Source organism: Blastococcus saxobsidens (assembly GCF_010682065.1).
GTDB lineage: Bacteria > Actinomycetota > Actinomycetes > Mycobacteriales > Geodermatophilaceae > Blastococcus > Blastococcus saxobsidens_B.
Genome location: NZ_JAAGWG010000004.1, coordinates 84,636 through 104,016 on the forward strand (window position 1 = coordinate 84,636; position 19,381 = coordinate 104,016).

The window sequence follows — 19,381 nt, forward strand, 5'->3', positions numbered from 1 at the left end:
GCCCCCCGCTAGCGCACCAGCCGGTGCAGCGCCCACCGCGCCAGCGGCGCGTAGGGGAGCACGAGCGGCGCCGGGCCGGTGGTGCGCAGGCCGGTCGTCGTGCCGCCGTCCGGGCCGTCGGCGACCCAGTGGTGCAGCCGCATCCGGAGCGGGCCGACGCCGACGGTCCACGACCACGAGCGGGCAGCGGGGTCGACCGCCTCGATGGTGAACGGCAGCGGCACGCCCAGGCCGCGCACCCGGCCGCGGGCACCGGCGGTCAGCTCGCGCCGCGAGCACTCGACGCCGGTGATCTGCGGCGCCCACTCCGACCAGCGGTCGAGCAGGCGGTAGCGCTCCCACACCTCCGCCGGCGGCCGCGGCCCGGTCGCGTGCAGCGTCGTCGTGGTCATGCCGGCGGTCCGCCGAGCAGCAGCTCGCGCAGCAGGTGCAGGGCCATCGTGACGGTTCGTTCCCGCACCGCCGACCGGCTCCCCGGAAGGGCGAGTGCCCGCTCCGCGACCGCGCCCTCGGGCCCCACGACGCACAGGTGCACCGTGCCCACGGGCTTGGCCTCGGTGCCGCCGCCCGGTCCGGCGACGCCGGTGATGCCCACACCCAGATCGGCGCCGAAGCGGGCGCGCGCACCGTCCGCCAGCGCCCTCGCGACCTCGGGGCTCACGGCGCCGTGCTCGGCGAGGACGCCCGGATCCACGCCGAGCAGCTGCTGCTTGGCCGTGTTCGCGTAGGCGGTGACTCCACCCAGCACGTACGCGGAGGACCCGGGGCGCTCGGTGAGCCGGGCCGCCAGGAGACCGCCCGTGCAGGACTCACCGGTGGCGATCGTCAGGCCGCCGTCGGCCAGGGCCGTGGTGACCAGCTCGTCGAGCGTCGGCCCGGTGGAGAACAGCGTCGTGGCGTACTCCTGCCGGAGCAGGCCGGCGAACCGGTCGTAGGCCGGCTGGGCCTGCGCGGCGAAGCGGGTCACGATCTCCAGCTCGCCCTCGCGCAGGCAGGTGGTGACCTCCAGCCCGGCCTGCTCCGGTTCCATCCCGCGGAGGGTGGCGGCCAGCTGGGCCTCGAGCGTGCCCCAGAGGCGCAGGGTCTCCTGCCGGAGCTCCCCGGCCCCGGCGAGCAGGTCCCGAACGGCCGGAGCCGCCACGGCCGCCGGCCACATCCCGCGCAGCTCCCCCGGCGGCCCGGGCAGCACGACCACCGGGGGCCCGCCGCGCCCGTCCGCCGGGGGGACGACGAGACCGGGGGCGGTGCCGATCGGCTCCAGCACCGTGGCACCCGCCGGGACGATGGCCTGCTTGCGCACCCCGGCCGCCGTCGCCGCCGGGTCGGCCGCCCAGCCCCGCCGGGCCATCAGCCGCTCCACCACGGCGGCCACCCGCTGCTCGAGCGCCGGGTCGACGGCCGACGGCCGGTCCTGGAACTCGGCCACCACCTGGGCGGTGAGGTCGTCGGCGGTGGGTCCGAGCCCTCCGGTGGTGATCAGCAGGTCGGTGCCGAGCCCGGCCAGGAAGGCCAGGGCGGCCCGGAGGTCGCCCGGCCGGTCGCCCACCAGCACGACGTGCCCGACGTCGACGCCGAGGCGCCGCAGCTGCTCGGCCAGCCATGGGCCGTTGCGGTCGGGTACCCGCCCGGTGAGCACCTCGGTACCGGTGACGACGATGCCGGCGCGCATGACCACGGCCCGACCCTAGGTCGGCCGACGGCGCCCGGCAGTACCGGGCGCCAGGATCGTCGTCGTCCGACCGGGGCGCCCCGCTGCCCGTGGCCCCGGCCGCCGATAGCGTCAGGACCGCACAGCACCGACCGGCGACCCGCCGGACCCGCGAGGAGGCACCGTGAGCACGCCGTCCGACCCGCAGTCCCCCGACACCCCCGCGGGCGCCGCTGCCCCGTCGTCGACGCAGGAGATCCCCGTGGTGACGCCGGCCGCCACCGGCGCGACGTCGGTCCAGCAGCTGCCGCCGCCGTCGTCCCCGGCCCCGTCCCCGGCCCCGGCCGCGATGCCCGCATCCCCACCCACGCCACCCGCCCCGGCCCCTGAGGTCCCCTCGCACCACGAGACCGGCCCGGTCGGGTTCGTGCCGGGTCTGCCCGGGGCCGGCACGCCGCCGCCCCCGCCGCCGGGGGCGTCCTGGCCGCAGACCCTCGAGGAGCCGACGGAGACCCCGGCTGCCGAGCGGCCACCGCGGGACAAGGCGGCGCTGATGGCCGGCGGTCTGGTGCTGCTGTCCCTCGTCCTGCTGCAGCTGGGGCTGTCGCTGGAGTTCGGCACCGTGTCGGCGTGGTCGGCCATCCCGCTGTGGTCGGCCTTCGCCACCGTGTGCGTCCTCCTGGGCCTCGCGGCGGTCGCGGAGCTCATCCCGGGGGGTCGCCGGCTGGGCGGGTCCGGCTGGTCGATCGCCGCCGGCGGCCTGGTCGGGCTGGCCGTCTTCTGGGTGCTGGTCGTGCTGCCCGGCGCCGACAGCGACCGCGGTTTCCTGCTCACCGCCGCCGTGGGCGCCCTCGGCGCCGCCCTGTGGCTCCGGGCGGGCCGCCGCAGCGCCTGACACACCGCGACCGGGAGCGCGTGGGGGATCAGCCCCTGCCCGCCCCACGGCCGTTGCCGTTGCCGTTGCCGTTGCCGTTGCCGCCGCCGTTCCCGTTCCCGCCGCCGTTCCCGTTCCCGCCGCCGTTCCCGGGCCCGGCCGGGGCGGCGTCCTCCCCGGCGTTCCCGCCGTCCGCACCGTCCAGCGGGGTGACCGCCATGGTCGGCACCGGGACGGGGACGGGCACGGGCACGGGATCCGGCACCGGCGGGGCCGGCGGCGGCGCCAGGGCATGGGTGAGGGTGACCACGGTGCCCCGCGGCAGAGCGCCCACGGGGCTGACCGACACGACCGAGCCGGCCGCCACGGCCGTGGTCTCCTGCGCCGTCCGCTCGACGCCGAGGCCCAGGTCGGTCAGCTCGGCCTCCACCTCGTCCACCGGGCGGCCCACCAGGTCCTCGGCCCGCAGCACGACGGGTTCGGGGGTCTCGGTCGCGGCCTCCGCCACCGGTCCGGCGGGCGCGTCGCCCCAGACCTGCAGGGCGGCGACGCCCAGCCCGACGCCCACCACCAGGGCGGCGACCGGGGCCAGGAGACGGCGCCGGAGGGGCCGTGGCGGCTCCCCCGAGGTGACGAAGGGGCGGGTGTCCCCGGCCGCCGGCACCGGGGTCAGCGCCCGTCCGGCCCGCACGTCCTCGACGGCGGCCCGGAAGGCGGCGCCGTCCGCGAAGCGCTCCGCGGGATCCTTGAGCAGAGCCCGGTCGACGAGCGTGCGCACCGGCTCGGGGAGGTCGCCGGGCAGCGGTGGGGGCATCTCGCGCAGCTGCCGCAGCGCGATCTGCACCGAGTTGTCGCCGTCGAACGCCCGGTGCCCCGCCAGGCACTCGTAGCCGATCATCCCCAGCGCGTAGACGTCACTGGCCGGCCCCGCCTTCTGGCCCGCCGCCTGCTCCGGGGAGAGGTAGTGCGCGGTGCCGACCACCTGGCCGGTCTGGGTGAGCGCGGCGCTGCCGGCCGACCAGGCGATGCCGAAGTCGGCGATCTTCACCGTGCCGTCCCGGGCGACCAGCAGGTTGCCCGGCTTCACGTCGCGGTGCACCAGCCCGGCGGCGTGCGCGGCCGCCAGCCCGGCCGCCGCCTGATCGAGGACGTCCAGGGTGCGCTGCGGGTCCAGCCGGCCCTCGCGGGCCAGCACCTGCGCGAGGGACTCCCCCTCCACCAGCTCCATCACCAGGTAGGCGAGGTGCTCGCCCGTCCCCGCCGGCGTCTCCCCGTAGTCGTACAGCGCGGCGATGTTCCGGTGGGTCAGGGCCGCCGTGTGCTGCGCCTCCGCCCGGAACCGGGCGAGGAAGGTGGCGTCCCCGGTGTACTCGCTGCGCAGCACCTTCACCGCGACCGGCCGCCGCAGCAGGGTGTCGCGGGCCCGCCAGACCTGCCCCATGCCGCCGGTCGCCAACAGGGTCAGCAGTTCGTACCGGTCGCCCAGCAGGGAGGGGCCGGCCGGACCGGGCCCCGGCATCACGGAGTCGGCGGCGTGCTGCTCGTCGGGGCCGCGGTGGTCGTCGGTGCGGCCTCGGTGGGGGACGACGTCGGTTCGGCGGTCGGGGTCGGCTCGGCGGTGCTCGTGGTGGGCGAGGCCGCCATCGTCGTGGAGGGGGCCGGTGCCGTGGTGGTCTGCGGCGCCACCGGGGTCGGCTCGGCCGGTTCTGCGGGCGGCGGCACCGCGGCGGGGTCGACGGCGGCACCGGTGATCGCCGAGCCCCGTTCGGGACTGCGCTGCTGCGGCGCGGCCGCGTAGTGGACGACCACCCGGTCGCCCGCCTGGAGCTGCCGGCCCGCCGGCTCGATCCCGGTGACGCGGTCGGGGATGACGTCGTCGCGCACCTCGGCGCGCACGGTGACGTTCAGCCCGAGCGTGGTCAGCCGATCGGTCACCTCACCGACCGGGCGTCCGATGTAGTCCTCCTCGGACAGCACGAAGCTGCCGCTCACCGGCTGCTCGGCCGCGGCGGCCGTGGACGTCGGCGGCCCCTGGGTGAGCGACTGCAGCAGCGCGGCGGTGATGCCGGCCCCGGCGAGCAGGCCCAGCAACGGCAGCAGGACGACCCCCACCCGGTTGCGCCGGGGAGCCACCGGTGGGCCGGCGGTGCCGGGCCGCGTGCTCGGTCCCTCGGGCCGGGCGGAGGCAGCACGACGACGCGACCGCCGGGCCGACGTGGCGCCGGCGACCTGCGGCGCCTCCACCGTGCCGGCGATCGGGGCCGGCTCGCGACCGGCCTCCACCTCGGCGATGGCGGCGGCGAAGGCGGCTCCGTCGGCGAAGCGCGCGGCCGGGTCCTTCACCAGCGCGCGGGTGATGAGCGTCCGCACCCCCGGCGGGAGCTCCCCCGGCAACGGCTCCGGATCCTGCTGCACCTGCTTGAGCGCGATGGTGACCGCGTTGTCGCCCTCGAACGCGGGATGCCCGGTCAGGCACTCGTAGCCGATCAGGCCGAGCGCGTAGACGTCGCTGGCCGGGCTGGCGTGCCGGCCCTCCGCCTGCTCCGGGGACAGGTACTGGGGGGTGCCGATGACCTGGCCGGTGCGGGTCAGCGCCACGCTGCGGGCCGACCAGGCGATGCCGAAGTCGGTGATCTTCACGCCACCGTCGGGGCGGACGAGGATGTTCCCCGGCTTCACGTCCCGGTGGACCATCCCGGCCCGGTGCGCCTCGGCCAGCGCCGAGGCCGTCTGCCGCAGCACCGACAGCGTCGTCGCCGGCGGCAGCGCGCCCTCCCGGTGCAGCAGCGCCGACAGCGGCTCGCCCTCCACCAGCTCCATCACCAGGTAGGCGAGGGTCTCCCCCGAGCCGTCGCGCGCCGTCTCCTCGCCGTAGTCGAAGACCGCGGCGATGTGCGGGTGGCTGAGCGCGGCGGCGTGCTGGGCCTCGGCGCGGAAGCGCGCCACGAAGGTGGCGTCGCCGGTGTACTCGCTGCGGAGCACCTTGACCGCGACGGGGCGGTGGAGGGCGACGTCCAGCCCGCGCCAGACCTGCCCCATGCCGCCGGAGGCGATCAGCGAGTGCAGCTCGTAGCGGTCACCCAGGCACCTGCGCCCTGGTTCCACCACGGAGGCCACTCCTCGTCCTCGCCCCTCGGGGCACGTCGCCGTCCGGGCACCGGTGCGGCGCCCCTCGTGTGCTGTCCACTGCGCTGCCCGGCTACACGTGGCTTCGGCTCATGGTCCACGATCGAGGTGGGCGCTCCGGACATCCGGCCGTCCGCGGCGGATCGCCCCGGCGTGCCGGTTGCGGTGCGTGATCGGGGAGCCACCGGCATCGCCGTTCCGTGCGGCGCGCGTGGGATGCGGGGTGCCCGTGGACCGTACGGAGCGTGACAAGGTGACCCAGAGGGACCGCGGGAGTCGCGGCCCCGGGACGAGCCGGGAGGCGCGACGACGATGTCCGACACCGTGACCAGGGAGGACGCCGGCGGCGTCGCGACGCTGACCCTGCTGCGGCCGGGGCTGACCCACGACTCCCGCCGCGACCTGCTCGCCGCGGTGCAGGCGGTGGCGTCCGACGCGTCGGTGCGGGCGGTGCTGCTCACCGGCACCGGCCGGGCGTTCTGCGTCGGGCAGGACCTGGGCGAGCACCTGGCCGAGATGCAGGGCGGGGCGCCGGCCCCGCTGTCGGTGGTGGAGCACGAGTACAACCCGCTCGTGCTGGCCCTGGCCGCCCTGCGGGTGCCGGTGGTCGTGGCGATCAACGGCGCGTGCGCGGGCGCGGGGCTCGGCATCGCCCTGGCCGGGGACATCCGGGTGGCCGCCGCAGGCGCGAAGTTCACCACCGCGTTCACCGGGATCGGGCTGTCCAGCGATTCCGCGCTGGCCGCGCGCCTGGTGCACAGCGTGGGTGGCTCCCGGGCCGCCGAGCTGCTGCTGTTCCCCGAGCCGTTCCTGGCCGAGCAGGCCGCGGAGTGGGGGCTGGTGCACCGCGTCGTCGCCGCCGAGCAGGTGCCGGCCGAGGCCCGGGGCCTGGCCGAGCGGCTCGCCGCCGGCCCCACGGCCGCCTACCGCGCCGTGAAGACGGTGCTGGCCACCGCCGCGACCGACTCGCTCGCGGACACGCTGGCCCTGGAAGGCCGGCTCCAGGCGGAGGTGGGGCAGAGCGCGGACCACCGCGAGGCCGTCGAGGCGTTCCTGGCCAAGCGCCCGCCGGTGTTCACCGGGCGCTGAGCCGACCCGGCCCACGGCCGGGACAGGTGCACCTGCAGCCGGGTGGGCGCATCCACCCGGCAGCAGGGCGTCATGGGGTCGTCAGCGCGCCAGAGCGGCGCAGACGGGGCACACGTCGCTGGCCGCCACCGGCCACTGCTCGTCGGGCATGACCCGGGCCAGCGAGCCGCAGAGCGTGAGCTCGCAGGCGCCGTCGACCTCCGCCAGCGGCCGGTGCAGCTCCACGGCGTGCCACAGCGCCGCCGTCGGCCCGTGGGCCCGGCTGCGGGCGGCGGCGTGGACGATCGTCTGCAGCATCATGCGGAAGAGGTCGGCAGCAGCCACGGCCGCGGTTACGGGCCGGCGGACCCGTCTCACCCCAACGGGGTGGGTGGTCGGCGGGCGGTACCCGGCGCGCTGGCCGCGCACCCGGGGCAGGATGCGCTCATGGAGCTCACCAAGCACGGGCACGCCTGCGTCGTACTCGGCGACGGCCCGCGGCGCCTGGTCATCGACCCCGGTGCCTTCACCGACCCGTCGGCGCTCGAGGGCGCCACGGCGGTGCTGGTCACCCACGAGCACCCCGACCACTTCGTCGCCGAGCGGCTGCGCGCCGCACTGGAGGCCGCACCGGGCCTGGAGGTGTGGACCAACCGGTCGGTGGCCGCCCAGCTGGAGGGCGCGGGCTCACGGGTCCACGTGGTGGGTCATGGGGACGTCGTCGACGTCGCGGGGTTCGAGGTCGCCGTGCACGGCGAGCTGCACGCCGAGATCCACCCCGATCTGCCGCGGGTCGCCAACATCGGCTTCCTCGTCGACGGTCGGGTGTTCCACCCGGGGGATGCGTTCACGGTGCCGGAGACCCCGGTGGAGACGCTGCTGGTCCCGCTGCACGCGCCGTGGTCCCGGACCGCGGACGTCATCGACTACGTGCGGGCGGTGCACGCCGATCAGGCGTACTCGGTGCACGACGGGCTGCTCAACGACGCCGGGCTGGGCGTCGTCGGCGGCCTGCTGGGGGAGCGGGGTCCGGGGACCCCGACCCCCCTCAGCCGGCTGGCGCCGGGGGACACCGTCGAGCTGTGAGCCCCCCGGCTGCCGGTCGGGTCAGTGGCGGACGGAGCGGTTCGACCGTCCGGCCGTGCCCGCGTAGCCACCGACCAGCACGAGCGCGGCGACGACGGCGAGCACGAAGCCCAGGATGTTGAGCTCGAAGATGTCACCGGTGCCCAGCAGGCTGGCGATGAAGCCACCGATGAGGGCGCCGAGGACGCCCAGCACCAGGGTGGCGACGATGCTGATGTTCTGCTTGCCCGGAAGGATCAGCCGGGCGAGCGCTCCGATGACGAGGCCGATGACGATGAGGCCGAGGATGTCGAGGAACACAGCGTTCTCCTTCGTTCGAACCGGCGTGGCCCCCATCCGGCAGGTGCCGGTTGCGCACACCGGTGCACGACGAGCTCCGGTACCCACAAGATCGCCGGCTGATGCACGGTTCCCCCGATGGGGTCAGGTCGATCCAGCGGCCCGCGCCACGTGCGCGGGGACCTTCTCCAGCTCCGCGTCGACGGTCCGCTGCACCAGCCGGCGCAGCGCACCGCGCTGGAGCCGGCGGATCACGCGCCCACCGGTCGCGGGCTCGTGCGTGATGGTCATCGTGACGCGGGTGCCGCCGCCGGGCGCCGGGGCCAGCTCGATCCGCGTCGTCCAGGTCTCCGGCGTCAGCCGCAGCCGGGCGGTCACCAGCCGCGGCGGTTCCCACGCCACGATCTCGCCCTGGGGGGCGCCGGCCGCCGGCGGTCCCACGGGCCGGCCGGGCGCGCAGACGAACGTCGTCCCCAGGCCCGGCCCCGCCTCCACGGCGTCGACGACGTAGGAGACGTCGCAGACCGAGCAGTACGGCTCGAGGACGGCCAGCGCGCGCCACACCTCGGCCGGCGTCTCAGGCACCTCGCGGGTCCCGGTGGCGGTGGTCCCGGTCGCGGCCATCAACGTCCGCCCACGGAGACCTCGAACTCCACCTGGCTGACGTCGGGACGCAACCGGGAGAAGCTGTGCAGCAGCGGCTCGCCCTCGCGGTCGCGCACCGTGGTCCGCACCACCAGCAGCGGCGAGCCGGCCACCACCTGCAGCAGGTCGGCTTCCTCGGGGGCGGCGGTGCCGACGTCGACGACGATGCGCGCGTGCGCCAGGTCCGCGGCGTACTCGCGCCGGAGGAAGTCGTAGAGCGACCCCTCCCCGAAGTCGGCCACCGCGGCGCTCGGGTAGCGCTCCTCGGGCAGGAAGCTGTGCGCCACGTGGTTGGGTGCGCCGTCCACGCTGCGCAGCCGCACCAGCTCGACGACGTCGGCCGAGGGGTCCAGCCGCAGCTCGGTGACCACCGACGCGGGGACCGGGACCACCCGCTGGGTGAGGACCGTCGTCCCCACCTGGGCGCCCTGCTCGGTCATGACCGAGCTCCAGCCGGCGATGCGGTGCACGAAGCTCTCGCGGTACTCGTGCCGGATGGCCGGCCGGGTGACGTAGGTGCCGCGCCCCTGCTCCCGCACGAGGTGCCCGTCGGCGACGAGACCGTCGACCGCCCGGCGCAGGGTGATCCGGCTGACCCCGTACTCGGCGCAGAGCACGGGCTCCGGCGGCAGCAGGGTCATCTCGGGGAGGGCGGCGACCCGCCGGCGCAGGTGCTCGCGGACCGACAGGTACTTCGGTCCGGGGACGGGGCTCACCACGCAGCAAAGGTACTGCGCGACGAGACGTCTGGTCGTCATGTCGTATGGGACGTCACATCCGTGGCCCCCCGATCGATGACGCGCCCGCCCGCGAACACCTGAACATCAGGACGTCATGACGTATGGTGGCAGCTTCCGAACCGGAGGGAGACCCGGTGCGCATCGGAGTCCTCACCGGCGGCGGAGACTGCCCCGGTCTCAACGCCGTCATCCGTTCCGTCGTCCGCACGGCCGGGAACCACTACGGCAGCGAGGTGATCGGCTTCCGCGACGGCTGGCGGGGCCTGCTGGAGGACCGGACCACCCCCCTCGACATCGGTGCCGTGGACGGCCTGCTGACCCGCGGCGGGACCACGCTGGGCTCGGCCCGGGTCGCCCCCGAGCTGCTGCGGGACGGGCTGGACCGCATGCGCGACGTGCTGGCCGCCCACGGCGTCGACGTGCTCGTCCCGATCGGCGGGGAGGGGACCCTCACCGCCGCGCACATGCTCTCCGAGGCCGGCGTGCCGGTGGTCGGGGTGCCGAAGACGATCGACAACGACATCGACTGCACCGACCTGACGTTCGGCTTCGACACGGCGGTGAGCATCGCCACCGAGATGATCGACCGGCTGCACACCACCGCCGAGTCCCACCAGCGGGTCCTCCTGGTCGAGGTGATGGGCCGGCACGCCGGCTGGATCGCGCTGCACGCGGGCCTCGCCGCGGGCGCGCACGTGACGCTGGTCCCGGAGGAGCCCTTCGACGTCGAGGAGGTCTGCCGCCTGGTGACGGCGCGCTTCGAGCGCGGCGACTCCCACGTCATCGGGGTCGTCGCCGAGGGCGCCACCCCGAAGCCGGGCACCATGTCGCTGCGCGACGGCGGGGTCGACGAGTACGGGCACCGCCGCTTCACCGGGGTCGCCCAGCAGCTGGGCTTCGAGCTCGAGCGGCGCACCGGCAAGGAGGTGCGGACGACGGTGCTCGGCCACGTGCAGCGCGGCGGCACGCCGACCTCCTTCGACCGGGTGCTGGCCACCCGGTTCGGCCTGCACGCCACGATCGCCGCCCACGAGGGCCGGCACGGCGAGATGGTGGCGCTGCGCGGGACGGAGATCGAGCTGGTCCCCCTGGCCCGCGCGGTCGCCCGGCTCAAGACGGTGACGCCCTCGCGGCTGGCCGAACGGCGCGCCTTCACCGGCTGAGCAGCCCGGCCGGCCGTGCCACGACGGCCTGGACCTCCGCCGCCTCGGGAGCCCGGACGTCCACGGCCCGCTGCGCGACACGGACGACGAGCGCCCCGTCGTGCGGACGCCGACCGCCGACCGCCGACCCGTGCGGGGGAAACGGCCGCCTCGGGTGGGGGAACGCGCAGGTGACGGGGCAGACTGCCTGGCGTGACCGAAGGGCCGGACGGGCGGACGCGCAGGTGGGAGACCACCCACCGGCGGATCGTCGTGGCTGCCCTGGCGCTGTTCCAGGAGCACGGCTTCGACGAGGTGAACGTCGCCCGGATCGCGGCCGCGGCGGGGGTGTCGGTGCCCACCTTCTACGCGCACTACCCCAGCAAGGAACACGTGATCATGCAGCTCCCGACGGCGGAGGAGACCGCCGCGCTGCTCGCCGCCCAGCCGGCCGACCTGCCCCTCGGGCAGCAGATCCGCCGGAGCGCGGTGCAGATGGTCACCCAGCTCGTCGAGGACGACCACGCCGAGCTCGCCGCCCGGTGGCAGGTCATCGCCGCCACCCCGGCGCTCCGCAACCGGGCCGCCGAGTTCGAGCGCACGACCGCGGCCATGGTGCTGGAGAGCCTGGGCGCGGCGGGCCGGCGGACGGCCGGCCCCTCCGACGCGGTCGTCGCCGGGGCCTACCTGTCCGCGTACACCGTCGGCCTGCTCGTCTGGGCCGACAGCGGCTGCGAGCGCAAGCTCGTGGAGTGCGTCGAGGAGGCGTTCGACGTGCTGGAGTCCACCCGGCTGACGCAGGTCAGCGACCCGGGGAGCGGAGCTCCACGACGGTGACCTCCGGCCGGGCGCCGACCCGCATCGGCGGCCCCCAGAACCCGGCGCCCGCGCCCACGTAGAGCTGCGTGTCCCCGTGCCGGGACAGCCCCTCGACGGCCGGCTGGTCCAGCCGGATGGCGTAGTCGAACGGCCACAGCTGCCCGCCGTGGGTGTGCCCGGACAGCTGCAGGTCCACGCCGGCCCGCGCCGCCTGGTCGACCATGACCGGCTGGTGGGCGAGCAGCACCACCGGCGTCGCGTCGTCCCGGCCGTCCAGGGCGGCGTCGAGGTCCGCGCCGTGCCCGGGCAGGCCGGAGGCCGCCGCCGTCCGGTCGTCGATGCCCGCGAGGTCGAACGAGGAGCCCGCCCGGCTGATCGGCACCCGCTCGTTGCGCAGCACCTGGACGCCGAGGGTGGGCAGGTGCCGCAGCCAGTCGGTCGTGTCGGTGAAGTACTCGTGGTTGCCGGTGACGAAGTAGACGCCCTGCTCGCTCACCAGGTCGGCCAGCGGCGCCACGTCCTCGCGCAGCTCGTCGACGCCGTCGTCCACCAGGTCACCGACGATCGCCACGACGTCGGGGCGCTGCTCGTTGACGATCTCCACCAGCCGCTCGAAGCGGCGGCCACCGTAGGTCGAGGAGAGGTGGCCGTCGGAGAACGTGACGATCCGCAGCCCGTCCAGCGCCGGGTCCAGCCGGGACAGCGTCACGGGCACCCGCCGGACGACCGGCGCGCTGTTGGCGAAGTACGCGCCCGTCCCGGCCGTGCCGAGGGCCACCGCGCCCGCCGTCACCGCGAGCGAGCGGGCCAGGAACAAGCGACGGGAAGGTGCCGTGACATCGCCGTCCTCCGGGACGGCACGGCCGCCAGGTGCCGTTCCCCCGTCGGGCTGAGCCGTTCCGTCGTCGCTGCGCGGAGGCCTCCGGCCCCCACTCGCGACGACACCGCCGTCCTCGGCTCCGGCGAGCGCCGGTTCCCGCTCCTTCCGGCGGATCAGCGCATTGCCCACCGCGCGGACCGGCTCCAGGGCGAGCAGGGACAGGAACGCGTAGAAGGCGATGCCCAGCCAGGTGAAGCCCACCCAGCTGAGCGGGGCCGAGGCGTCCATGGGCAGCTGTCCCCGGAGGGTGACCGCCAGCACCGGCAGCACTGCCAGCACGACGGTGAGCCAGGTCAGCCGGCGCCGCAGGCGGCCGCGCCCGGTGGTCGACCGCACGAGGCGGAACCACAGGTAGCCGTGCAGCAGGCCCACCGCCAGCAGGACGACGGTGCCGAAGCCGAGCAGGCCCACGATGGACAACGACGGCCTCCGGGCCTCGACGTGCGACGGACCCCGACATGGTGCCCGCCCGTGCCCCAGGAGGACGACGCGGCCCGGCGAGTGGTTCCCCGCCGCCCTCAGCCGAGCCCGGTGCCCAGCCGTCCGGCGAGGGCGGACGCCAGCTTCGAGACGCGCGCCGACGGCTGCGCGCCCGCCGCGACGAGGACGGCACCGACGGCGGCCAGCAGCGGCTCCTCCCCCTCGACCAGCTCCACCTCCACCTCCCGCCAGCTCCGCTGCTCCGGCTCCCCGGCCGGGGCGGTCGGCAGGACGGTCGCCGCCACCGTGTCGTCGGCGACCTCGGCGAGGACCCGGCCCTCGGCGTCCCGGAGCGCGGTCGCCACCCGCCGGGTGCGCAGCGTCACCACCGGCACGAGCGCTTCGCCCGCCACGAGCTCGGCGACGGCGTCGCGCAGCTCCCGGGGCGGCCCTCCGGCGGCCTCCCCCAGCGGCAGGTGCAGCTCGCGGCGCGCCGCCCCGGCGGGGAGCTTGAGGTGCCACCCCTCGTCGGGGCCGCCGGTGCGCCGGCGCAGCGTCACGCGGGAGCGGACCAGCCGGAGGTCGGCGGTGTCGTGGTAGACCGCCACCAGGTCGTGCGCGGCCGGGGGGCCGGCGGCCGCGATGCCCGGCACGCCGGCCAGGTCGGGCACCTCGAACCCCGCTCCGACGTCGAACTTCCGCTCGATCTCCAGCTGCTCGGTGGCCACGGGCCGACGGTAGGGCAGGGTGCCCGGGGGAGCGCCCGCGCCCGGGCCTGGCTACGTTCGCCGCATGTCCCCGCAGCCCGCCGCCCGCAGCCGGTGGGCCGTCGCCGCTGCCGCCCCCTGGGCGGTGTGGGCGGCGCTGCGCGCGACCGGCGGCGAGCGGGGCTTCCCGCTGGTCCCGGCGCTCGCCTTCACGCCCTACGCAGCAGCGACGTCGGTCCTGCCGCTGGCCGTCGCCGCCACCGCCCGCTCCCGGGCGGGCGCCGTGCTGGCCGCGGCGGCCGGCGCGGTCCTTGCCGGGGCCGTGCTGGGCAACCGCGGCACGTCCGCGCCGGTGCCCGTGGCGGGCGGCGAGCGGCTGCGCGTGGCCACGGTGAGCCTGCGCAAGGGCCTGGTCCCCGCCGAGCCGGTCGTGGAGCTCGTGCGGCGGTACGACGTCGACCTGCTCGCGGTCCAGGAGCTGACCCCGGAGGCCGAGCGCGCCCTGCGCGACGCCGGCCTGGACCGGGTGCTGCCGCACTCGTCGGTGATCCCGGCCCGGCCCGGGGCGGTGCCGTCGGCGTCCGGCGCCGTCTGGAGCCGCCGGGCGCTGGACACCCGCGCGGCCGTGCCGGGCGAGTTCGAGCAGCCGTGCGTGCGCGTGACGGCCGGCAGCGGACCGGCGGTGGAGCTGGTGTCGGTGCACTCCGCGCCGCCGGCCACGGGGCCGGCCTCGGTGCGTGCCTGGCTCGCCGACCTCGCCGCGCTGCCGGCGCCGGCTCCCGGGGTGCTCCGCGTGCTGGCCGGCGACTTCAACGCCACGCCCGACCACGCCGCGTGGCGGGCCGTGCTGCGCCGCGGCTACGTGGACGCCGCCCGCGCCGTGGGGCGCGGCTCGGTCTGGACCTGGCGACCGCTCCGGCTGCCGCTGCCCCGGATGGCGCTCGACCACGTCCTCGTGGACCCGCGGATCGCCGTCGCGGCCTGCCGGTTCGTCCCGGTGCGCGGCAGCGACCACCGCTCCGTCGTCGCCGAACTGGTGCTCCCGCCCGGCTGACCGACGCCGGCCGCATGTTCACCGGGAGCCCCGCTGGGGAAGGCCTCGTGCCGGGGCGCTCACCGGAGCGCGCCGTCTGCGAGAGGAGCGGCCATGTTGAGCCAGCGCGAGGTGACCGCCGCGATCGGCACCACCGCCTACGGAGCCGACGGCGACAAGCTGGGCACCGTCGAGCACTTCTTCGTCGACGACCGCACCGGTGAACCCACCTGGGTCGCCGTCGCCACCGGGCTGTTCGGGACCCGCCACTCGATCGTGCCCGCCGGGGACGCCAGCTGGGCCGACGGGCAGCTGCGGCTGCCGGTCTCGGCCGACGCGGTGAAGAACGCCCCCGCCATGAGCGGCGACCACCTGGACCCCGGTGAGGAGGCGGAGCTGCGCCGGCACTACGGCCTGACGGGCACCACGACGGCGACCGGCGACCGCGCGGGCATCGCCGACTCCCCCAGCACCACCGAGCCGGCGACCGGCAGCGACACCGTCGCCGTCCCGGTCACGCCGCCGGTACCGGCCGCGGACGCCGGCACAGCCCGGCACGCGGCCCCCGACGACGGCGACGGCGCGATGACGCGCAGCGAGGAACGCCTCCAGGTGGGCACCGAGCGCGTCGCGGACCGCCGGGTGCGGGTGGTCAAGTACGTGGTCACCGAGGAGGTCCAGGTGACCGTGCCCATCCGCCGCGAGGAGATCCGGATCGAGGAGATCCCGCTCGACGCCGAGGGCGGCGTCCACGGGGAGTCGCTGCGCGGGGACGCCTCGACGGCCGGCGTGCTGCCCGAGGAGATCGTGCTGCACACCGAGCGCCCGGTGATCACCGTCGAGGTGGTGCCGGTCGAGCGCGTGCGGCTGCGCACCGAGCTCGTGCAGGGGCAGGAGACGGTGAGCGGCCAGGTGCGGCGCGAGCAGGTCGTCGTCGACGAGGACCGGGTGGCCTCCCGCGACACCCGCTGACCCGGGTCAGCCCCGGCGGTCGGCCAGGAAGCGGAACCGGTCGCGGGTCGCGGCCACCTCGGCCGCGTCGACGTCGGCGAGCAGGATCGTCTCCACCCCGGCAGCCGTCGCCAGCAGCTCCCCCATGGGGCTGATGATCCGGCTGTCGCCGACGTGCTCGGTGCCGTCGCCGGCGGTGCCCACCCGGTTGCACCCGACCACGTACGCCTGGTTCTCGATGGCGCGCGCCTGCAGGAGGGTCTGCCAGTGCAGCCGCCGGGCGGCCGGCCAGTTCGCGACGACGACGTAGAGGTCGGTGTCCGGGGCGGCCGCCCAGAACACGTCGGCGAACCGCAGGTCGTAGCAGATGAACGGGGTGATCCGCAGTCCCCCGACGGTCACGGTCACCGGGCCCTCGCCGGCGCGGAACCGCTCGTGCTCGCCGCCGTGGCTGAACGGGTGCAGCTTCCGGTACCGGTGGGTGGTCCCGTCGGGGCCGGCGAGCACGAAGGTGTTGTGCGGCAGCTCCTCGACGTCTCCCCCGCCCTCCCCGCCGGTGGGCGCGATCTCCGGGCAGCTGCCCCCGACCCAGACCCCGTGCTCGGCCGCCTGGCCGGCCAGGAACGCGGCGGACGGCCCGTCCTGCGGCTCCCCGATCCCGGGCGTCATCGAGAACCCCGTGGAGAAGGTCTCGGTGAGCAGCACCAGCTCGGCACCTGCCGCCGCCGCCCGGCCCACCTGAGGGGCCAGGGCGGCGAAGGTGGCCTCGCGGTCCTCCCAGACGATGTCGTGCTGCACCGCTGCGATCCTCACGCCAGCCTCCTCAACCGGTCGACGGCCGCGGCGAGGACGGCGTCGCTCTTGCAGAACGCGAACCGGACCAGGTGCCGCCCGAGGGCCGCGTGCTCCGGTGTGTAGAAGACCACGGTGGGGATGGCGACGACGCCGGCGAGCTCCGGCAGGGACCGGCAGAAGGCCACTCCGTCGCCGTCGGCCCGCACCGCGCGGACGTCGACGGTGGCGAAGTAGGTGGCCTCCGGGCTGGTCACCGGGAGTCCCGCGTCGCGCAGCCCGCCGACCAGCACGTCGCGGCGGCACTGCAGATCGCGGGCCACCCCCGCGAAGTAGGCGTCGGGCAGCCGCAGCCCCGCGGCCACGGCCGGCTGGAACGGCCCGCCGTTGACGTAGGTGAGGAACTGCTTGGCGGTGCGGACGGCGGCGACCAGCGGCGCCGGGCCGCAGATCCAGCCGATCTTCCAGCCGGTGACGTTGAAGGTCTTGCCGGCGCTGGAGACGACGAGGGTCCGGTCGCGCATCCCCTCCCACGTCGCGAGGGACCGGTGCCGGGCGCCGTCGAAGACCAGGTGCTCGTAGACCTCGTCGGTGAGCACGACGAAGTCGTGCCGGAGCGCCAGGTCGGCCAGCAGCGCCAGCTCGTCGGCCGTGAAGACCTTGCCGGTGGGGTTGTGCGGGCTGTTGACCAGCAGCAGGCGCGTGCGCGGCGTGATCGCGGCCCGCAGCTCGGTCTCGTCGAACGTCCAGGGGCCGTCGGGGTGGGCGGGGGAGGACTCGGCGGGCGGGTGCAGCGGCACGGCGCGCACCACGCCCCCGGCCATGGCGACCGAGGCGCTGTAGCTGTCGTAGACCGGCTCGAAGAGCACCACCTCGTCGCCGGGCTCGAGCAGCGCGAGCATGGTGGCGGCGAGCGCCTCGGTGGCCCCGGCGGTGACCAGCACCTCGGTGTCCGGGTCCAGGTGCAGGCCGCAGAACCGGAGCTGGTGCTCGGCGATCGCCGTCCGCAGCTCGAGGACGCCCGGGCCGGGCGGGTACTGGTCGGCGGCGGTGCCGATCGCGTCCCGGGCGGGGTCGAGCACCTCGGGCGGACCGGGGTAGTCGGGGAACCCCTGGCCCAGGTTGACCGACCCGGTGGCGACGGCGAGTGCGCTCATCTCGGCGAAGACCGTCGTGCCGAACCCGCGCAGGCGGGTCGCCAGCGGTGCGGTCATGCGGCTCCCTCCTCGATCGGTTCCACGTGGAACCGGCCTGTCCAGACGGGTGCGTCAGCTGATGCGGACGTCCTCGTGGCCCTCGATCCGCACGACGTCGCCGGCCCGCAGCTGCCGCCCGCGGCGCTCCTCCGGCTCGTCGTTCACGGTGACCGCACCGGAGAGCAGCACGTCCTTCACCTGGGCGCCGGTGGGCACGGCGTCGACCAGCTTGAGCAGTTGACCGAGCCGGATGGTGTCCTCGCCGGGACGCAGGTCGATGGTGCGCACGCCGCTCAGTCTGCCGCCGGCAGCAGCTGGTCGCCGACCCGGACCGTCCCGGGCGCCAGGACGGCGGCCCGCACGGCGAGCAGACCCTGGCGCTCGCGGTGGATCGTCGTGAGCACCGAGGTGTCGCGGGCGATCCCACCGGGCTGCGGCCGGGTCGTCATGACGCACCGGGCGATCGGCACGCCGAACCGGAGACCGACCTCGCCGAGCGCCGCCTCCTGCCCCTTCAGCGCGTCCTCCCCCTCGCCGTCCAGGACGACGTTGGCCCGGAACCTGCGGCGGTCCCAGCTGCCGAGGGTGCCGGTGGAGACCAGCGACAGCCGGATTCGCGGGCTGTCGTGGAACGGGCCGGGGGCGCCCTCCCACTGCAGCCACTCGGTGGGGTCGGGCACCTCCTCGTCCGCCGGGGTCTCGTAGACCGGCGGCACGTCGCCCTCCTCGTCGGCGGCCCGCAGCTCCACCCGGCGGCCCAGCCAGTCGGAGAGGTCGGCCTCGTCGCCGGTCACGGTGCCGTCGGGCAGGACGACCTCGACGCCGCCGTCCGGCCGGACCCGGGCGGCGCCCCAGAGCAGCTCGGGGACCCGCCGCGCGGTGAGGCCCAGGCCGGTGTCGCGGTCGAACAGCGCCCAGCGCCGGTCACCGGCGATGCCCAGCGCGCCGACCTCCGCCTCGGCCAGCCGCTCCCCCTGCAGCGACTTCACCGGGTAGCGCCACAGCTCCAGGACGCGCACGTCAGGCCCCCGGGGCCCAGGCCAGCGACCAGGTGCCGGTCCACTGCTCGCCCGGCTCCAGCACGACGAGGTCGACGCCGTCGGCGAACGCGTTGGGCGGGCAGGTCATCGGCTCGACGGCCAGGCTGCGCCGCCACTGGCCGGCCGGCAGCGTGTCGCCGCTGTAGACCTGGAGCCAGGGCCAGGCGTCGTCCAGGGCCAGCTCCAGCTCGCCGGCCGCACCGGCCAGCCGCACGCGGGCCCAGCCGTCGGCGTCCCGGTCCAGGTCGGTCAGCGGGGTGTCCAGCGCCCGCTCGCCGATCCGGCCCACCGCGCCGGCGAACGGCCGCCGCTCCCCGGTCGGCATCCCGCCGTCGAGCACCAGCTCGGTACGGCCCGGCAGCGTCAGCTCGGCGTCGCCGATGCCGCCGTCGACCGTCGCCCCGACCGAGAGGTAGGGGTGCATCCCCGCGCCGAACGGGGCCGGGCGGTCGCCGGTGTTGCGGACGCGCACCGTGCAGGTCAGCCGGTCGGCCGTCAGGGCGTGGTCCACCGCTGCGGCGAGCCGGAACGGGTAGCCGGGATGCGGCTCCACCGTGGTCGCGACCGTGACGGACCGGTCCGCCCGGTCGAGCACGCTCCACGGTTGCCAGGAGAGCAGACCGTGGATGGCGTGCGGCTCGGCCGGGGACTGGACCTCCAGCTGCAGGTCCTCCCCGTCCCAGCTCCACCGGCCGTCGCGGATGCGGTTGGGCCAGGGCAGCAGCACCGCGCCGCGCCAGCCGGGGAGAACGGTGCCGGCCGGGTAGCCGTCGAGCACCTCCCAGTCCCCGACGGCCAGCCGGCGCAGGGCGCCGCCGCGCAGGTCGACGACGAGGACGGCGTCCCCGGCGGTCAGCTCCACCTCGGTGGGCGCGGTCTCGGGCCAGGTGTGGGGCATGCGGTCAGCTCACCACACCTGCGCGCCGTGGTCCCGG

General features: G+C 76.2%; 22 protein-coding genes. 7 read left to right on the top strand and 15 right to left on the bottom strand.

Annotated elements, in window-relative coordinates; genetic code table 11:
• Positions 1–8: 8 nt before the first annotated feature.
• A complete protein-coding gene (locus GCU60_RS03540) occupies positions 9–392 on the bottom strand; it encodes an SRPBCC family protein (protein WP_163202284.1) in 384 nt (127 codons plus the stop codon).
• Positions 389–1,669 (bottom strand): competence/damage-inducible protein A, encoded by a 1,281-nt coding sequence (locus GCU60_RS03545; protein WP_204261409.1) that lies wholly within the window; start codon positions 1,667–1,669, stop codon positions 389–391. Before GCU60_RS03545 ends, GCU60_RS03540 begins: the two co-directional genes overlap by 4 nt.
• A 163-nt stretch (positions 1,670–1,832) precedes the next feature.
• Here GCU60_RS03545 and GCU60_RS03550 point away from each other — a divergent pair, with 163 nt between their 5' ends.
• A complete protein-coding gene (locus GCU60_RS03550) occupies positions 1,833–2,543 on the top strand; it encodes a hypothetical protein (protein ID WP_163202288.1) in 711 nt (236 codons plus the stop codon).
• A 28-nt stretch (positions 2,544–2,571) separates the two neighbouring features.
• Here the strand turns inward: GCU60_RS03550 and GCU60_RS03555 are convergent, their stop codons facing one another.
• Together GCU60_RS03555 and GCU60_RS03560 are read right to left on the bottom strand one after the other, a co-directional pair.
• Positions 2,572–4,041 (bottom strand): protein kinase domain-containing protein, encoded by a 1,470-nt coding sequence (locus tag GCU60_RS03555; protein ID WP_163202290.1) that lies wholly within the window; start codon positions 4,039–4,041, stop codon positions 2,572–2,574.
• On the bottom strand, positions 4,041–5,630 hold the full coding sequence (locus GCU60_RS03560) for a serine/threonine-protein kinase (RefSeq protein ID WP_345770368.1): 1,590 nt from the start codon (positions 5,628–5,630) through the stop codon (positions 4,041–4,043). Before GCU60_RS03560 ends, GCU60_RS03555 begins: the two co-directional genes overlap by 1 nt.
• A 330-nt stretch (positions 5,631–5,960) precedes the next feature.
• On the opposite strand from GCU60_RS03560, the gene GCU60_RS03565 reads away from it, so the two are divergent.
• On the top strand, positions 5,961–6,737 hold the full coding sequence (locus GCU60_RS03565; protein ID WP_163202294.1) for an enoyl-CoA hydratase-related protein: 777 nt from the start codon (positions 5,961–5,963) through the stop codon (positions 6,735–6,737).
• Positions 6,738–6,818: 81 nt separating this feature from the next.
• Here GCU60_RS03565 and GCU60_RS03570 read toward each other — a convergent pair whose 3' ends face one another.
• Entirely contained in the window at positions 6,819–7,061 is a 243-nt protein-coding gene (locus tag GCU60_RS03570; protein WP_345770369.1) for a hypothetical protein, read from the bottom strand.
• A gap of 102 nt (positions 7,062–7,163) precedes the next feature.
• On the opposite strand from GCU60_RS03570, the gene GCU60_RS03575 reads away from it, so the two are divergent.
• Entirely contained in the window at positions 7,164–7,802 is a 639-nt protein-coding gene (locus tag GCU60_RS03575) for an MBL fold metallo-hydrolase (RefSeq protein ID WP_163202296.1), read from the top strand.
• A gap of 21 nt (positions 7,803–7,823) precedes the next feature.
• Here the strand turns inward: GCU60_RS03575 and GCU60_RS03580 are convergent, their stop codons facing one another.
• The 3 genes from GCU60_RS03580 to GCU60_RS03590 all read right to left on the bottom strand — a co-directional run bounded on the left by GCU60_RS03580 (position 7,824) and on the right by GCU60_RS03590 (position 9,484).
• Complete coding sequence (locus tag GCU60_RS03580) at positions 7,824–8,102, bottom strand: GlsB/YeaQ/YmgE family stress response membrane protein (protein WP_345770370.1); 279 nt, start codon at positions 8,100–8,102, stop codon at positions 7,824–7,826.
• Positions 8,103–8,225: 123 nt separating this feature from the next.
• Positions 8,226–8,705, bottom strand: a complete 480-nt coding sequence (locus GCU60_RS03585) for an SRPBCC family protein (protein ID WP_163202298.1) — start codon at positions 8,703–8,705, stop codon at positions 8,226–8,228.
• Positions 8,705–9,484: a GntR family transcriptional regulator gene (locus GCU60_RS03590; protein ID WP_163202300.1), complete on the bottom strand. Its 780-nt coding sequence runs from the start codon at positions 9,482–9,484 to the stop codon at positions 8,705–8,707. Before GCU60_RS03590 ends, GCU60_RS03585 begins: the two co-directional genes overlap by 1 nt.
• Before the next feature lie 116 nt (positions 9,485–9,600).
• Here GCU60_RS03590 and GCU60_RS03595 point away from each other — a divergent pair, with 116 nt between their 5' ends.
• Positions 9,601–10,629 carry an ATP-dependent 6-phosphofructokinase gene (locus tag GCU60_RS03595; protein WP_163202302.1) on the top strand — a complete coding sequence of 343 codons (1,029 nt, stop codon included), beginning with the start codon at positions 9,601–9,603 and terminating at the stop codon, positions 10,627–10,629.
• A 192-nt stretch (positions 10,630–10,821) separates the two neighbouring features.
• Entirely contained in the window at positions 10,822–11,445 is a 624-nt protein-coding gene (locus GCU60_RS03600) for a TetR family transcriptional regulator (RefSeq protein ID WP_163202304.1), read from the top strand.
• On the opposite strand, the gene GCU60_RS03605 is transcribed toward GCU60_RS03600, so the two are convergent.
• On the bottom strand, positions 11,411–12,718 hold the full coding sequence (locus GCU60_RS03605; RefSeq protein ID WP_345770383.1) for a metallophosphoesterase: 1,308 nt from the start codon (positions 12,716–12,718) through the stop codon (positions 11,411–11,413). The genes GCU60_RS03600 and GCU60_RS03605 overlap by 35 nt on opposite strands.
• A 107-nt stretch (positions 12,719–12,825) precedes the next feature.
• Entirely contained in the window at positions 12,826–13,455 is a 630-nt protein-coding gene (locus tag GCU60_RS03610) for a CYTH domain-containing protein (RefSeq protein ID WP_163202306.1), read from the bottom strand.
• Between the two features lie 64 nt (positions 13,456–13,519).
• On the opposite strand from GCU60_RS03610, the gene GCU60_RS03615 reads away from it, so the two are divergent.
• Both GCU60_RS03615 and GCU60_RS03620 read left to right on the top strand, forming a co-directional pair.
• A complete protein-coding gene (locus GCU60_RS03615; RefSeq protein ID WP_163202308.1) occupies positions 13,520–14,488 on the top strand; it encodes an endonuclease/exonuclease/phosphatase family protein in 969 nt (322 codons plus the stop codon).
• 93 nt (positions 14,489–14,581) lie between these two features.
• Positions 14,582–15,439, top strand: a complete 858-nt coding sequence (locus tag GCU60_RS03620; protein ID WP_163202309.1) for a DUF2382 domain-containing protein — start codon at positions 14,582–14,584, stop codon at positions 15,437–15,439.
• Between the two features lie 6 nt (positions 15,440–15,445).
• On the opposite strand, the gene GCU60_RS03625 is transcribed toward GCU60_RS03620, so the two are convergent.
• Genes GCU60_RS03625 through GCU60_RS03645 form a run of 5 tightly spaced genes read right to left on the bottom strand, consistent with a single transcriptional unit; the run spans position 15,446 to position 19,344 of the window.
• The gene (locus GCU60_RS03625) at positions 15,446–16,231 is read right to left on the bottom strand and encodes a nitrilase-related carbon-nitrogen hydrolase (RefSeq protein WP_163202311.1); all 786 of its coding nucleotides are present in this window, start codon (positions 16,229–16,231) and stop codon (positions 15,446–15,448) included.
• Positions 16,228–17,424: a pyridoxal phosphate-dependent aminotransferase gene (locus GCU60_RS03630; protein WP_163202312.1), complete on the bottom strand. Its 1,197-nt coding sequence runs from the start codon at positions 17,422–17,424 to the stop codon at positions 16,228–16,230. Before GCU60_RS03630 ends, GCU60_RS03625 begins: the two co-directional genes overlap by 4 nt.
• Before the next feature lie 54 nt (positions 17,425–17,478).
• Positions 17,479–17,694, bottom strand: coding sequence for an RNA-binding S4 domain-containing protein (locus GCU60_RS03635; RefSeq protein WP_163202313.1), 216 nt, complete (start codon positions 17,692–17,694; stop codon positions 17,479–17,481).
• Positions 17,695–17,699: 5 nt separating this feature from the next.
• Positions 17,700–18,425: an MOSC N-terminal beta barrel domain-containing protein gene (locus tag GCU60_RS03640; RefSeq protein ID WP_163202315.1), complete on the bottom strand. Its 726-nt coding sequence runs from the start codon at positions 18,423–18,425 to the stop codon at positions 17,700–17,702.
• Between the two features lies 1 nt (position 18,426).
• The gene (locus GCU60_RS03645) at positions 18,427–19,344 is read right to left on the bottom strand and encodes an aldose 1-epimerase family protein (RefSeq protein WP_163202317.1); all 918 of its coding nucleotides are present in this window, start codon (positions 19,342–19,344) and stop codon (positions 18,427–18,429) included.
• Positions 19,345–19,381 lie beyond the last annotated feature (37 nt).